This window comes from Selenomonas sputigena (assembly GCF_026015965.1).
Taxonomy (GTDB): Bacteria; Bacillota; Negativicutes; order Selenomonadales; family Selenomonadaceae; genus Selenomonas.
In genome coordinates, this window is the sequence record NZ_CP110383.1 from 173285 (window position 1) to 188002 (window position 14718).

General features: G+C 54.8%; 11 protein-coding genes. 8 read left to right on the forward strand and 3 right to left on the reverse strand.

The features are described from left to right. Positions 1 to 36 precede the first annotated feature (36 nt). Both OL236_RS00845 and rsmI read left to right on the forward strand, forming a co-directional pair. The gene (locus OL236_RS00845) at positions 37 to 861 is read left to right on the forward strand and encodes a stage 0 sporulation family protein (protein ID WP_265070990.1); all 825 of its coding nucleotides are present in this window, start codon (positions 37 to 39) and stop codon (positions 859 to 861) included. 1 nt (position 862) lies between these two features. After that, positions 863 to 1747 carry a 16S rRNA (cytidine(1402)-2'-O)-methyltransferase gene (gene rsmI, locus OL236_RS00850; protein WP_265070991.1) on the forward strand — a complete coding sequence of 295 codons (885 nt, stop codon included), beginning with the start codon at positions 863 to 865 and terminating at the stop codon, positions 1745 to 1747. 57 nt (positions 1748 to 1804) lie between these two features. Here rsmI and OL236_RS00855 read toward each other — a convergent pair whose 3' ends face one another. After that, on the reverse strand, positions 1805 to 2059 hold the full coding sequence (locus OL236_RS00855) for an AbrB/MazE/SpoVT family DNA-binding domain-containing protein (RefSeq protein ID WP_009645428.1): 255 nt from the start codon (positions 2057 to 2059) through the stop codon (positions 1805 to 1807). A gap of 577 nt (positions 2060 to 2636) precedes the next feature. On the opposite strand from OL236_RS00855, the gene metG reads away from it, so the two are divergent. The 3 genes from metG to OL236_RS00870 all read left to right on the forward strand — a co-directional run bounded on the left by metG (position 2637) and on the right by OL236_RS00870 (position 6315). After that, a complete protein-coding gene (metG, locus tag OL236_RS00860; RefSeq protein WP_265070992.1) occupies positions 2637 to 4601 on the forward strand; it encodes a methionine--tRNA ligase in 1965 nt (654 codons plus the stop codon). Next, positions 4601 to 5371 (forward strand): TatD family hydrolase, encoded by a 771-nt coding sequence (locus OL236_RS00865; protein ID WP_265070993.1) that lies wholly within the window; start codon positions 4601 to 4603, stop codon positions 5369 to 5371. The genes metG and OL236_RS00865 overlap by 1 nt, the downstream gene beginning before the upstream one ends. 209 nt (positions 5372 to 5580) lie before the next feature. Then, positions 5581 to 6315: a G5 and 3D domain-containing protein gene (locus OL236_RS00870; protein WP_009645475.1), complete on the forward strand. Its 735-nt coding sequence runs from the start codon at positions 5581 to 5583 to the stop codon at positions 6313 to 6315. Positions 6316 to 6406: 91 nt separating this feature from the next. Here OL236_RS00870 and OL236_RS00875 read toward each other — a convergent pair whose 3' ends face one another. Continuing rightward, positions 6407 to 6823: a hypothetical protein gene (locus tag OL236_RS00875; RefSeq protein ID WP_265070994.1), complete on the reverse strand. Its 417-nt coding sequence runs from the start codon at positions 6821 to 6823 to the stop codon at positions 6407 to 6409. 224 nt (positions 6824 to 7047) lie between these two features. Between OL236_RS00875 and OL236_RS00880 the strand changes: the two genes are divergently transcribed. The 3 genes from OL236_RS00880 to OL236_RS12450 all read left to right on the forward strand — a co-directional run bounded on the left by OL236_RS00880 (position 7048) and on the right by OL236_RS12450 (position 13028). Further along, positions 7048 to 8394, forward strand: a complete 1347-nt coding sequence (locus tag OL236_RS00880; RefSeq protein ID WP_265070995.1) for an amino acid permease — start codon at positions 7048 to 7050, stop codon at positions 8392 to 8394. Between the two features lie 61 nt (positions 8395 to 8455). Further along, positions 8456 to 11056 (forward strand): glycosyltransferase, encoded by a 2601-nt coding sequence (locus tag OL236_RS00885; RefSeq protein WP_265070996.1) that lies wholly within the window; start codon positions 8456 to 8458, stop codon positions 11054 to 11056. Between the two features lie 91 nt (positions 11057 to 11147). Continuing rightward, positions 11148 to 13028, forward strand: a complete 1881-nt coding sequence (locus tag OL236_RS12450) for a glycosyltransferase (RefSeq protein WP_320109802.1) — start codon at positions 11148 to 11150, stop codon at positions 13026 to 13028. A 138-nt stretch (positions 13029 to 13166) separates the two neighbouring features. Here the strand turns inward: OL236_RS12450 and OL236_RS00900 are convergent, their stop codons facing one another. Next, positions 13167 to 14378 (reverse strand): IS110 family transposase, encoded by a 1212-nt coding sequence (locus OL236_RS00900; RefSeq protein WP_265070997.1) that lies wholly within the window; start codon positions 14376 to 14378, stop codon positions 13167 to 13169. Between the last annotated feature and the right edge of the window lie 340 nt (positions 14379 to 14718).

Sequence of the window (14718 nt, forward strand, 5' to 3'; positions counted from 1 at the left end):
AAAGCCGCGCTCTCAATAGATGAAGGAGGCAAGGGGTTGCAGACGATTGTGGGCGTCCGCTTCAAGAAAGCGGGCAAGATCTATTATTTCAGCCCGGGAAAATACGAACTCGTACTCGGCGACGATGTCATCGTTGAGACGGTGCGTGGCATGGAGTGCGGTCGCGTCGTCCTGGGGGTGCGAGAGGTGGAGGAAAACGGCTCTCAAGTCTTGAAGACCGTACAGCGCAAGGCGACGGAGCAGGATCTTCGCAAGGTCGAGGAAAACCATCGCAAGGAAAAAGAGGCGTTCAAGGTTTGTGAGAAGAAGATCAAGCTGCATGGTCTGCCGATGAAACTCGTCGATGTCGAGTGCACGTTCGACTTGAATAAGATCATCTTCTACTTCACGGCGGACGGGCGCATTGACTTTCGCGAGCTCGTCAAAGATCTGGCCTCCGTGTTCCGCACGCGCATCGAGCTGCGGCAGATCGGTGTGCGCGACGAGGCGAAGCTCATGGGCGGCATGGGCTGCTGCGGCAGGCCTTTGTGCTGCTCGATGTTCCTCGGCGACTTCGAGCCGGTGTCCATCCGCATGGCGAAGGAGCAGAACCTCTCTTTGAATCCGACGAAGATCTCGGGCATCTGCGGCAGGCTCATGTGCTGCCTCAAATATGAGTGCTCGGATTACAAAAAGAGCTGCCCCAAGCGCCGTCCGAAGCCGCCGAAGCAGGGAAGCCGCGTCGCGTCGGCGGAAGGAGAGGGAAAGGTCATCTCCATCAATGCGCAGCGACGCACGGCGACGATCCTGCTCGACTCGCACAAGACACTCGTGACAGCGTGGGAGGACGTCATTGCCGTAGAAAAGGGAGACAAGGCGTAAGATGGAGCGCACGGAAGGGGCGCAGGGATCGCCGCCAAAGGAAGCTCGGCATGCAAAGGGCACGCTCTACCTCGCGGCGACGCCCATCGGCAATCTTGAGGACATGACGCTGCGTGCCGTGCGGATTCTCAAGGAAGTGCCGTTGATTGCGGCCGAAGATACGCGCCACACGCGCAAGCTTCTCGCACGTTACGACATCCACACGCGCCTCCTTAGCTACCATGAGCACAACAAGTTTGAGAAGGGACCGCGCCTCGTGGAATTCCTGCTCGCAGGAAACGATCTCGTCTGTGTCAGTGATGCGGGACTTCCCGGCATCGCTGATCCCGGCAGCCACCTCGCTGCTCTGGCCATAGACGCAGGAGTCACCGTATCGCCCCTGCCCGGTGCGAACGCCGCACTCTCGGCACTCATCTGTTCGGGGCTAGACACGCGGCGCTTCACCTTTGTGGGCTTTTTGCCGCGCACGACGGCGAAGCGCGGCGATCTTCTCACCGAAGTCGCCGCGCGAAGGGAAACGCTCATCTTCTACGAAGCGCCACACCATCTGAAGGATACGCTCAAGGCGCTCGTTGCTGTTTTCGGCGGAGCGCGGCCTGCGGCAGCTGCGCGTGAGCTTACGAAGCGCTACGAAGAGTTTCGGCGCGGTACGCTCGCCGATTTGCTCGCGCACTACAGCGCAGAAGAGCCGCGCGGCGAGTTTGTCCTCATCGTCGCGGGTACGGCAGATGGAGAGGTACAGGAGGCGACACCGCAGGAGACGCCGCAGGAACTCGTCGCACGCTTTATGCGAGAGGGCAGGTCGAAAAAGGAAGCCATGCGCGAAGCAGCGAAGCGACTGAACTTAAGTCGTCGCGACGTTTATCAGACCTTGCTGGAAGAATGAAAAGCCCGCCCACTCCCTTTGCGGGAATGGGCGGGTTTCTGGATGTTTGCGCAAAATCTATACGGCTTCCTTCTGCAGATCTCTCGCGCACTTTTTGCAGACGTTGCGCCCCTTGAAGAGCGACACGTCGTCTACACTGCCGCAGAAGATGCACGTGCAGGTCGGTTCGTACTTTCGCAGCACGATGCGATCCTCATCGGTGTAGATCTCCAAGGCATCGCGCTCTGCGATGCCGAGCGTGCGGCGCAGCTCGATCGGTATGACGACACGACCGAGTTCGTCGACTTTTCTGACGATTCCTGTGGCTTTCATAGCTATCTCCTCCTTAGAAGCAGGCCAGCCAACTGCGGGGAAATAGTCATTCAACGTGCAAAAGCAGGGTTGAGTGATTATTACATGTTTACAAGAAGCCTCGAGAAGTCAAGCCGAAGGCGCAGACTGATCGGTTAGACTCCTGTAAAGCGTGAGAACATATGTACAACGTGCCTCTTTGATGATGCCATGCAGGAAACGGGAGAAAAAGCAATGCATGCCGCTTCGTGCGACGGCTGAATATATGTCCTGAAAGTTTACAACATTTACATGAAGAAACATTTTTTGACTAAAAATGTATACTTTTTCCTTTGCTTACAGTATAGCATTTCCAAGGAAATGTTTCAAGTGAAATAATTAAGAAGAAATAATAAATCTATACAAGAAGGACATTGTGCTTTTGATGAAGGACATAGCGAGAGAGAAAGTATTTTGCTGCCAAATCTTCAAGCAATGATTGAAATGATCGGCACTTTCTCGATGTGCGGAACTTGAAAATCTTGCATAGGAGGACAAATTTATTCTATAATAGTGAGGATATATAAATGCGGCATCATGCCGTTGAGGAGGCTTTTTGATGACAAGGAAATCATTCTACATAACGACGCCGATCTACTACCCGAGCGCGAAGCTGCATATTGGACACGCGTACTGCACGACGATTGCCGACGCTGTCGCACGTTTCAAGCGGCTGACCGATCACGATGTGTTCTTTCTCACGGGAAGCGACGAGCACGGGCAGAAGATCCAGCAGAAGGCAGAGGAGGAGGGCGTGACGCCCCTTGCCTACGTCGACAAGATCGTTGCGGGATTTCAGGGGCTTTGGCAGAAGCTCCACATCTCGAACGACGATTTCATCCGCACGACTGAGGAGCGCCACCAGCGCGTTGTGCAGGAGGTCTTCCGCCGCATCTACGAGAAGGGTGACATCTACAAGGGCAAGTACAAGGGGCTTTACTGCACGCCGTGCGAGAGCTATTGGACGGAGCGTCAGCTCATAGATGGCAAGTGCCCCGACTGCGGGCGCGAGGTGGCGGAGGTCGAAGAGGACGCCTACTTCTTCAAGATGTCGCACTATGCCGACCGCGTCCTCGCGTACATTGAGGAACATCCCGACTTCATACAGCCCGTCTCGAGGCGCAACGAGATGATCAACTTCATCAAGCAGGGGCTTGAAGATCTGTGCATCTCGCGCACGTCGTTCGACTGGGGCATCCCCGTGCCGATCGCACCCGATCATGTCATCTACGTCTGGTTCGACGCCCTGACGAATTACCTGACGCCGATCGGCTTCTTGGACGATCCCGAGAAATTTGAGAAGTATTGGCCGGCCGACATCCATCTCGTCGGCAAGGAGATCGTGCGCTTCCATTCGATCATCTGGCCGTGCATCCTCATGGCGCTCGATCTGCCGCTGCCGAAGATGGTCTACGGCCACGGCTGGCTGATCGTCGACGGGGACAAGATGTCGAAGTCGAAGGGCAACGTCATCGATCCCGTGCAGCTCATCGACGAGTTTGGCGCCGACGCCATCCGCTACTTCCTGCTGCGCGAGATCAACCTCGGACAGGACGGCAACTTCTCGCGCGACGCTCTCATTACGCGCATCAACGCTGACCTTGCGAATGACCTTGGCAACCTCCTGCACCGCACGCTGAACATGATCGGCAAGTTCCAGGACGGCGTCGTGGAAGAGGCGCAGGGAGAGAGCGAGATCGACCGCGCCTTCCTTGCGGACGCGGAAAGTGCAATCGCCGCCTACGAGCGCGAGATGGAAGAGATGAAGCTGCAGAGCGCCATCAAGACGACGTGGGCGTTCATCAGCCGTGCGAACAAGTACATCGACGAGACGATGCCGTGGGCGCTCGCCAAGGATGCGGCGAAGAAGCAGGAACTGACGAATACGCTTTACAATCTCGCCGAGAGTCTGCGCCGCATCAGCGTCCTCATCGAGCCGTTCATGCCGGAGACGGCGGCGAAGATCTGGCATCAGCTCGGCCTTGAGGGAGACTTCTCTCGCGTGCGCTTTGTTGACGTGCGCACGTGGGGCGGCTTCCTAGCGGGAACGCATGTGGGAAGCCCCGAGCAGCTTTTCCCGCGCATCGAGGTCGAGGCAGAGGAAAAGCCTACGATGCAGGGGAGGAAAGGCTCTGCCGCAAAGTCCCAGGAGGCGCAGAAAAAGCAGGGGAAAGCGGAAAAGACGAACGCTGCTGCGCCTGCGGACGACGTCATCACGATCGACGATTTCAATCGCGTCGATCTGCGCGTCGCCGAGATTCAAAAGGCGGAGCGCGTGCCCGATACGGCGAAGCTTATGCGCCTTACCGTGAGCCTCGGCACGGAGGAGCGCGAGGTCGTCTCGGGCATCGCTGAGTTCTACGCGGCAGACGAGCTTGTCGGCAGGAAGGTCGTCCTCGTCGCGAACTTGAAGCCCGCGAAGATTCGTGGTATTCGCTCGCACGGCATGATCCTGTGCACGGCGGACGAGAGCGGACTGCGCCTCGTCGAGCCTGCCGCATCCGCAGGGAGCAAGGTGAAGTGATGGAGCTGATCGATTCTCATGCGCATCTCGACGGCGAGAAGTTCGCGGACGACTGCGCCGCTGTCGTTGAGCGTGCACTGGCAGCCGGCGTCGTGAAGATCATCACGATGGGCGACAGCCTCGAGTCCTCGGCGCGGAGCGTCGCGCTCACGGAGGAGTTCGAGTCCGTCTATGCGGCAGTCGGCATCCATCCCGAGGAGGTGCAGCCGATGACGGCGGCGACGGACGACCAGCTTGCCGCCTGGGCGGCGCAGGAAAAGGTCGTCGCCATCGGCGAGATCGGGCTCGACTATTATTGGGAGAAGGACGAGGAAAAGCGTGCGCTGCAGCGTGCGATCTTCGTGCGCCAGCTCGATCTCGCGCGTCAGCTCAAGCTGCCCGTCTGCATCCACGACCGCGAGGCGCACGGCGACATGATGAAGATTCTCAAGACGGAGGGCAGAGGGCTTCGCGGCGTGCTGCACTGCTACTCGGGAAGCTGGGAGATGGCGGCGGAACTCTTGAAGGGCGACTGGTACTTCGGCATCGACGGGCCTTTGACGTACAAGAACGCCGCGAAGCTGCCCGAAATCGTGCAGCGCCTGCCGGCGGAGCGCATTCTCGTTGAGACAGATTCCCCCTACCTTTCTCCCATGCCGTTTCGCGGCAAACGCAACGAGCCTGCTCATGTACTCTACGTCGCCAAGAAGGCGGCGGAACTGCGCGGCGAGAGCCTTGAAGCCTTCGCACGGGCGACGCGCGAGAATACGCGCGATCTGTACGGGATTTGAGAGAAAATTTAATTTAATATGGCACAAAGAAAGAAGTGGTGAAAGCCTGTCGTAAAAGGGCTTTCACCACTTCTCTTTTCCCTAAATATGGTGGTTAATTCTGTCAAAGTGGGGCATATCTTGACAAAGGGGGAAAAAGGTGCTAGAATAAGCCTGTCGTTAGATTTCTAAGGGGGGATTGAATGACTTTAAGGAAACTAGCACTTTGCATGGTGTTGATCCTCGGAGTCGTATTCACGACAGGTTTTACGGACGCGATGCGCAATGTCAGCATCGACGTCGATGGCAAGACTTTGGAGGTAAGCACCCGATACTCGAGCCCGGAGCTGATCTTGCATCAGGCAGGCGTCGAGATTAGGCACAAGGATGAGTTTCAGTTAAAGAAATCGGACAAAGAAGAAAAAATTATTGTGCAACGTGCCGTGCCGGTCGTCATTGAGTTCGAGGGCGACAGGCAGAAGGTTTATACGACTCGCAGCAATGTGGGCGAGGTACTCAAGGACTACGGATACGTCGGCGACCGCTTCTCGGCGGAGCTGGACGGGGCAACACGACTTGAAAAAAATCTCAACATCAAGATACACGATTTGGTCGCAGAAAAAGAAAGAGAAGAAGAAGCAAGACGTGCCCAGTCTGTAGAAACATCGCGCGGCGCTATGCGCTATGTGCGTGAGTACGATATGGAAGCGACGGCTTACCTGCCGACCGACGGCGGCGGCAGTGGCATCACGGCTTCTGGTATGCTCGCAGAGCGGGGCGTCGTAGCTGTGGATACGGATGTGATTCCCTTGGGAACGCGCCTCTACATCCCGGGCTACGGTGTGGCCATCGCAGGGGATACGGGCGGCGCCATCAATGGCGAGCGCATCGACCTGTGTATGGAATCCTACGGTGAGGCGATGGAATTCGGCCGCCGTTGGGTCAAGGTTTATGTCTTGGAATAACGACATAAAAAGAGGACTGTACGCGAAAGCGGCAGTCCTCTTTTCGTATGTGCATTACTTGCGAAAACGTATGACGTGTGCCTTCGCGCGGTCAGATCTTTTCGATATACGGCTCTTCGTGGAAGGCTTCGGCATGCTGTATGAGGCCCTTGAGGCGTTCGATGTTCTTCTTGTGCAGCACGATGGCGAACTCGATGCGCGTCCTCTCCTCGTCCGTGAAGTCGCCCGTTTCGTGCGATTCCTCGATGCGCTTCAAACGTTCCTCGACGTCGGCAAGTTCGTCGGCGAGGAGCTTTCGGTCGTGCATGGCAAGTCCGTAGACGGAGCGCAGCCCCTGGCGCACCTCGTGCGCATAGCCCGCCTCGTGCGTGACGGCTTCCAGCTCCTTGGCAATCTCGTAGATGATGTCATAGGGACTGGCGGCGCTGTTGATCATGCCGAGCATCTTCATCTTGATGTTCTCAAAGAGCGTGTAGTCGATATTCTCGTGGTGGATTTCTTCTGCCATAGTTGCCTCTCCTTCCTCACTTCGGACTTCCCTAGTATAGCATCATTCCGTTTTTGTTTACAGAGTAGGATGCACAGTCTATAATAAAAAGAGTAATTTTCTATAAAAGTCCAAGAAGTCAAGCCGAAGGCGCAGACGGATTGGGTAACTTTTGTTGAGAGCGGCGCACTTTTGTCCACAAAGTGGACGTTTGTGCGTGTAATTTTTTGAGGTGATATGATACCATGCAGAAACAAAAAGAAATGCGGCGCGGTCTGCAGAATCGCCATTTGCAGATGATCGCGCTCGGCGGTGCCATCGGCACGGGGCTTTTCTATGGCTCGGCGTCGACCATTAAGCTCGCGGGACCTTCCGTCATGCTCGCCTATTTGACGGGCGGCGTCGTCATCTTTCTCATCATGCGCATGCTCGGCGAGATGGCGGTCGAAGAGCCGGTGTCCGGCTCCTTCAGTCACTACGCCGCGAAGTATTGGGGCGCTTTTCCGGGTTTCCTCTCGGGCTGGAACTACTGGTTCAACTACGTCATCGTCAGCATGGCGGAGCTTTCCGTCATTGGCATCTACATGAACTACTGGCTGCCCGACCTGCCGCAGTGGCTCTCGGCGCTCGTCACGCTCGTCGTCATCACGGCGCTGAACCTCGCGGCTGTCAAGGCTTACGGCGAGATGGAATTTTGGCTTGCCATCGTCAAGGTCGCCGCCATCGTCTCGATGATCGTCCTCGGGCTGTATCTCGTCTTTTCACGCCCCGAGGCGTTCCCGCTGAACTTCGCCAACCTCTGGGTGCATGACGGCTTCTTTCCGAATGGCGTTTGGGGCATGCTGCTCTCGATCACCGTCGTCATGTTTTCTTTCGGCGGCATCGAGCTGATCGGTATCACGGCGGGAGAAGCCGCCGACCCTGATCGTTCGATTCCGCGCGCCATCAATCAGGTCATCTGGCGCATCCTCATCTTTTACGTCGGCGCCATGGCGGTGCTCATGGCGCTTTGGCCGTGGGACGAGGTCGGCATGGAGGCAAGCCCCTTCGTGCAGATCTTCTCGAACGTCGGCATCCCTGCCGCCGCGCACATCCTGAACTTCGTCGTCCTGACCGCTGCGGTATCCGTCTACAACTCGGCGATCTACAGCAACTCGCGCATGCTCTACGGACTCGCTGCAGGCGGCGATGCGCCGAAAATTCTCGCGAGTCTGTCGCGTCAGGGCGTGCCCGTCGTCGGCATCCTCATCTCCTCGGGCGTGACGCTTCTCGCCGTACTCCTCAACTACCTGTTCCCCAGACAGGTATTCATGCTCTTTCTCTCCATCGCCATGGCGTCCGTCATCATCAGCTGGGGCACGATCGTCATCACGCATTTGAAATTCCGTCGCCTCTATGAGAGAGAAGGACGCAGGGCGAAGTTCCGTGCCCCCTTCTTTCCCGTTGTCAACTACATCTGCCTAGCGTTCCTCGTCATGATGTACGCTCTCATGACGCAGATACCCGACATGCAGTTCGCCGTCCTCGTCCTGCCCGTTTGGCTCTTTGTTCTGTGGCTCGGCTATCGCAGGAAGAAGCGCGGTATTTCCTAGAAAAAATTGGTTTTTATCGCGTGTTTATGATATGATGAGAAAAAGCGTTGGGGAGGAAGACATGCACCGTAAGACGAGCATCATCATCTTGAGCTGCAATACGTTGGAACTGCTGCAGCTTTGCATCGCGAGCATCCATGAGTACACGGAGGCGGGGACGTATGAGATCATCGTCGTCGATAATGCATCGGAGGATGGCTCTGCTGAGTGGTTGAAGGAGCAGAAGGATCTTCGCTGCATCTATAACGAAGAGAATCTAGGGTTTCCCAAGGGCTGCAATCAAGGCTTGGAGATCGCGACGGGAACGGAGCTTCTGCTTTTGAACAGTGATACCGTTGTCACAAAGAGCTGGCTCAAGAATCTCCGATGCGCTCTCTACAGCAGTCCGAAGGTTGGCGCCGTGAGCTGCGTGGCAAACTGCTGCCCGCACAATCAAATGATTGCTACGCACTATGAAAACCTTGAGGACATGCAGGATTTTGCTGCAGATTACAATAAGTCTAATCCTGAACTTTGGGAGAAGAGAACGACGCTGATTGGCTTTTGCCATCTTTTCAAGCGCGAGGTGCTTGAAAAGGTTGGATTTCTTGATGATCGGTTTAGTCCGGGCAATTACGAAGATGACGACTACTCGCTGCGTATCCTGCAGGCGGGATACGATCTGCTTCTTTGCCAGGATACGTTCATCCATCATTTCGGGAAGGCAGCATTCAAGAAGAATCTCAGTACGCAGGACGCCGATGAAATGGCTCAGCGTTACAATTCCCTTTTGGAGAGAAACGGAAAACTCTTTGAAGAAAAGTGGCATGTGTCGAGGGATTGCTGGAAGATGGCTCCCGAGGAACTGTTGCCTTACCTGCGACAGCAGGTGGTGGAGAAAGAAGAGGGAAGTTCTGGCGCAGGGCTTGTGGCGCAGAAGATTGCCGTCCTTGTGCGTAAGACGCAGGAGAAGCGTTACGGCCTCTGCGTGGAGTCTTTACGCGCATCAAGGCTGCCCGCAGGATATGCGTTGGAAATCTTCTCGTTGGCTGCGAACAAGCCCTATGCGGCACAGGTGAACGAGATACTTTCCCAAACGGATGCGAAGATTAAGATTTTCATCAATGATGAGATCTGCCTTGTCTCGCCGTTGGCAATTGAGCAGATGCTGGAAATCTTCCGCAAGGAAAATATTGGCATGGTCGGCTTCATGGGCAGTCGCTCGCTGCCCGTGAGTGGCAATTTCTTGGAGGCGCCCGATGTATGGGGCAGTGTCCATATGCCGATGAAGGGAAGCCTTGAGGAAATCCGCTTCGGCAAGGCAGCCACTCACGAATTCACGACGGGCGTGCGATTCCTCTGCCCGTCCTTTTTTGCGACGCAGGTTGATATTCCTTGGAATGAAGACTATGAGAAGCAGTATTATGCCGTCCTTGCGCATTGCCGTGCTATGGAGGAGGGCGGACAGAAGATGGTCGTGCCGCTGCCGCGCGAGATTTGGTGCGCCTATCAGATGGAAAATATATCGTTTGACTCTGCCGAGGGAGATCGTCGGCGCTACTTTGCAGCCTATCATTCCAGACTGGATGATGTGCTGTCATCTGGGGCGCGATTGGCTCTCTATGCGTGCGGCAAGGATGCACAAGTCGAAGGCTGGCAGAGTTTTTCTCATCCTGGGGGAATCGCCGTCGGCGCTCGGACGAGGATACATGAGACGGCGCTTTGCCGGCTGCTCTCGGACAACTTCGTGGGCGAGCCGCGCATCTCTGTCGGCGACGACTGTGCGATTGACGCTTACAGCACTCTGACGGCACACAATCGCATCGTTCTTGAAAACCTTGTGACTGTGGGTGCGAACGTTCAGATTAAGGACTACACTCGCGCAGAAGAGGATCTTGGCCTTGCCGCCGAGGATCGCGAGCTTCTCGGGCATGCATGCGGCATCCGGATTGGCTGTGCGGCAGAGATCGGAGCGAACGTCGTCATCGAGGGTGCTGTGCAGATCGGCTGCGGCGCCCGCGTTCGTGCGGGAAGCGTCGTGAAGTGCGACGTTCCCGCCTACTGCATCGCCGAGGGCAATCCCGCGCGTATCGTCAAGGCCTTTTCATCGCGTGAAGGGAAATGGCTTGCGACACCCGATGAAGAGGTGCTCATGGGCCTCTTGGAAGAGCGGGAGAAGACGAATCCGCTCCTTACCTATGCTTTCATTACATATAATCGCAGCCGGTATCTGAGGAAGTCGCTCAGGAGTGTGCTGCAGCAGGTCGGAAATGATCCGCTTGTCGAGGTTCTCGTCTCGGACAACGCCTCGACGGATGAGACGCGAAGCCTTGTAGAGGAACAACAAAAAAGGTTCAAGAACCTGCGCTATCACTGCAACGAGACGAATGTTGGTGCAGAGGGAAACATTCATTGCGCCATGCGGGCGAGCCGTGGTGAATATGTGATTGTAGCGGGTGACGATGACTACATCCTCGATGGCGTCCTGCGTTCTGTGCTTTCCGCCATCGTCAAGCACCGTGGCGTCGCGCTGTTTTGCTTGAAAAAGGAGGCCGTGCCACGCTGGGTACGGCGAGGCACGGGAATATTGGAATATATCTCGTATGTAGGCTTCTTGATGACATGGATCAGCGGCATCATTACGGTGAGGAGCCTTACTACGAAGAAGTCGTGGCGAAGATGAAGGGAATATTAGAGGAAGCGGGAGATGCAGGAGATCAAGCGGACGCAGAAAAGAAAGATGCGGTGAACCAAAAATGATAGAGAGACTCAGTATGACGGATTTCGCTCTTGCGGAGCAAAATATCTTCGAGGATGAGGAGAAGACGAAAAGGCTTGCTACATTGGGACGGCGTTCGTACCTGGTGGATGGCAGCATGGAATACGGCAACTACGACTGTCACATTTTGATCGGTAAATACTGTGCTTTGGGACATCGGATCGTTTTTGAGATGGGACTCAATCATGACTATCATTGTGTCACGACGTATCCTTTTGAAGATGTGCTGCAAATCGATGAGGACACTTTGAATCATGCCAAGGGAGTCAATCACAATCAGATCATCATCGGCAACGACGTTTGGATCGGCTGTGATGTGACGTTGATGGGCGGCGTGCGTATCGGTAACGGTGCTGTCATCGGGGCGAGAACTGTTGTGGCGAAGGATGTGCCTCCGTATGCCGTCGTTGTGGGGAATCCGGCGCGCGTCATCAAGTATCGATTTCCAAAAGAAATCATTGAAAAGCTGCAGAAGATCAAGTGGTGGAACTGGCCCGAAGAAAAAATTCTGTCCTTATTGTCGGAACTGAAGGATGTGCGGCGCTTTGTCGATACATTTAGCGAAGACGTGAAAGAAGATGACGAGGATGCGGAACTGACAGCTTCGATGAAGGAACTGCAGTCGCAAGGCTATACGATCTGCTATTGCATCGCCGACTTTGATGTGCAGGATCGGGTCTGGCAAAGGGTGTTTGAAAATTATCTGAAAGCGTATTGTTCGGCAGACAAGACGGCTTTGTTGTTTGGTATACGGCAAGAACCGGAAACGGCAGCTGCTTTATCGTACATGGAGGAGCGATTGGAAGCGATGGGAGAGGCGGCGCCGCTTGTCTTGACGCATCCTATGGGGACGAGGCTTTCCGTTCCCGTGCTGCGACAGGTGGATTGTCTCATTACGACGAAGTCGGATATTTCTTCCGAGGCCGTCGATTATGCGAGTGACGCAGGGCTTCGAATCGTCTATGGTTTGGATGAGAGGGATAAGGTCTTTCCGCCCAAAATTCGTTTGACGATCGCCTTCATCACCTACAACCGCAGACAGTACCTTGCGGAGTCCCTGCCACGCGTATTGGCGCAGGTCGGAGATGATGCGGCGGTCGATGTCCTCATCTCGGACAACGCTTCGACCGATGATACGCGCGTCTTCGTCGAAGAGTGGCAGGCGCGTTACAAGAATCTTCGCTATCATTGCAATGAGGAGAATGTCGGTGCGGAAGGAAACATCCATCGAGCCATGCAGGCGAGTCGCGGCGAATATGTTCTCATCGCGGGCGATGATGATTATTTCTGCGACGGAGTGCTTCATATTCTGCTCGATACGATCGAAAAAAATCGTGGAGACGCCCTCTTCTATATGGCGCAAAATCCTGCGCCGATGCATGTGTATCGCGGAGCGGGCGCCCTCGACTACATCGCGAAACTCGGTCATACCATGACGTGGCTGACGGCCATTACCATGAGGCGAGACCTCTACCTTGGCATAAAAGAGCCGCAAAAGTATGATGATACGCATATGCCGCAGGTCTACCTCCAACTGGAAATACTCAAACAGAAGGCAGATTTCACGATTATCGAGGGGCCTTTTTTTGCCGATGGAACGGGAAATCATGATCCTGCCGGCTACAACTTCGCCGAGGTTTTTATCAAAAACTATCTCGATATCCTGACGGCATGCGTCGAGATTCCACCGGAGCAGATGACGATGGAAAAGAAGCGGCTGATGGAGCAGATGATTTTTCCTTGGTGCGAGAAGATCAAGAGGGAAAAACTCGATCTTTCCCTGGAAGGAATCTTCGACATCGTGCGTGATTATTACGGGAATGAATCATACTATGCACAGGTCGTTTCGATACTCAGAGACAATATATTGAAATGATCCGAACATGTGATTTAAGCCTGCAAATAAAAAGTCAAGCCCTTAGATGAAAAAAGATGAGGAGTTGTGGCAAGTGGAATTTGAGCAACACAAATAGGTCGCCGCAGGAGCGCCGACCAAAGGGACGGTAGTGAAATGCTATTCTTGTTCTTTGGAAAGGCTTGCCAAATACTCATTTACGCGCCCGTAGTAGATGCGCAGGAACTTATTCGCTCCTGCCGTCATATAGACGTAGTAAGGCTTTCCCTCGGAGCGTTTCTTGTCCATGAAGTTGTAGACTGCATCATCGGGAGAACGCATCAAGAGTCCTGAAACAATCTGAAACAGTGCCTTTCGAAGATGCGGAGAACCTGCCTTGGATGTCTTGTTGCTCTTTAACTGCATTGTCCCTGACTGTTTTGCCCCGGGATCAACGCCCGCGAAAGCAGTCAACGAGCCGCGCCGAGGAAAACGGGTGATGTCGCCGATCTCTGCGATCAGCTGGCTTGCAAGTGTCGGACCGACACCGTTCATGTCAATCACAACGGGGTATTCCGGCAGCTGCTCGGCAAGAGCGACCATCTGCGTGCGCAAGGCTTCTACTGTCTTAGACAGTACATTGAGCTGGGCGATGGAGGTCTGCACCAACATCTTCGTCGTCTTGTCCATCGGGAGCATCGCAATGAGATCCTTTGCCTTTTCCATGAGCAGCCTCGGTTTGTCCGGCTGGAAGTTGTAGCCGTGGCGATGACACCATTTGCGGTAACGCTCTGTAAAGGTACTGAGGCTCATAGAGCAGACATAATCGACGTGCCAAAACGCACGTACATAATCCACCCATTTCTGCGAGCCATCCGCTCTGGCAGGGCTTTCAAAATAGGTGTTGGCACCGGGATAGACCTGATCGATGAGCGCGATGAGATTGTTCTTGCAGGCAGTCTTCTGCTTCATGCAGAAGGCAAACTGTCGATTCAAGGTTTTGAGTTGTGTACGTGTGGTATCCATGCCTGTATGCTGACGCAAATCGCACCAATTGTCAAGGGCATACCGCGCAATCTTCTTGGCATCGGCTTTATCCGTCTTGACCTTGCGCAGCGTGTTATTCCCAAAGTCCTTGATGAGCTTAGGATTGACGGCGGTGACGAAAAGATCGGAGGCGGCAAGCCGTTGGAGCAGCGGCTCGTAGTAACGTCCTGTGTGCTCCATGACGATGCGCGTATCTCCACCAAGAGTGTGGGCAAAGGAGATGAGTTCCTTAATGCCGCTCTTGGTGTGGAGCACCTCGAAGGGGCGAGCAAGGAGCTTTCCACCGGGCTGGAGTGCAGCGACCATGCTTTTGCCCTTGGAGACATCAATACCGACAGCGTTCATGTGAATCCCTCCAAAACAATAGATTTGTAGCAATGGTAAACCAAACTCCTCATTGCCGATTCGATCTATTGAGGGTTGACACGAACGTGCAGAAGCGCAGTTCTACCTGCATAAAACGAACTGCTGGGAATGGGAGGATGGATGACGGACTTAATTGCGGACGTAACGTTCCAGGAATCGCGCGTCAGACCAATGCACTCTCATTCTACAGCTTAGGTAATGAGGTAGACAAGGGGCGGTCGCGTACCGCTTCCCTGGTCTATAAATCTATTGTAATAGGAATCGAATACTCCCCGTACATCCTTTTTCGGCAGCGTATGGATGCGTTGCGCGGGATTTC

Bases quoted from the DNA above. Each gene is read 5' to 3' on its own strand.
- rsmI (WP_265070991.1), top strand. From the start codon at position 863: ATGGAGCGCACGGAAGGGGCGCAGGGATCGCCGCCAAAGGAAGCTCGG.
- OL236_RS00855 (WP_009645428.1), bottom strand. From the start codon at position 2,059: ATGAAAGCCACAGGAATCGTCAGAAAAGTCGACGAACTCGGTCGTGTC.
- metG (WP_265070992.1), top strand. From the start codon at position 2,637: ATGACAAGGAAATCATTCTACATAACGACGCCGATCTACTACCCGAGC.
- OL236_RS00865 (WP_265070993.1), top strand. From the start codon at position 4,601: ATGGAGCTGATCGATTCTCATGCGCATCTCGACGGCGAGAAGTTCGCG.
- OL236_RS00870 (WP_009645475.1), top strand. From the start codon at position 5,581: ATGGTGTTGATCCTCGGAGTCGTATTCACGACAGGTTTTACGGACGCG.
- OL236_RS00875 (WP_265070994.1), bottom strand. From the start codon at position 6,823: ATGGCAGAAGAAATCCACCACGAGAATATCGACTACACGCTCTTTGAG.
- OL236_RS00880 (WP_265070995.1), top strand. From the start codon at position 7,048: ATGCAGAAACAAAAAGAAATGCGGCGCGGTCTGCAGAATCGCCATTTG.
- OL236_RS00885 (WP_265070996.1), top strand. From the start codon at position 8,456: ATGCACCGTAAGACGAGCATCATCATCTTGAGCTGCAATACGTTGGAA.
- OL236_RS12450 (WP_320109802.1), top strand. From the start codon at position 11,148: ATGACGGATTTCGCTCTTGCGGAGCAAAATATCTTCGAGGATGAGGAG.
- OL236_RS00900 (WP_265070997.1), bottom strand. From the start codon at position 14,378: ATGAACGCTGTCGGTATTGATGTCTCCAAGGGCAAAAGCATGGTCGCT.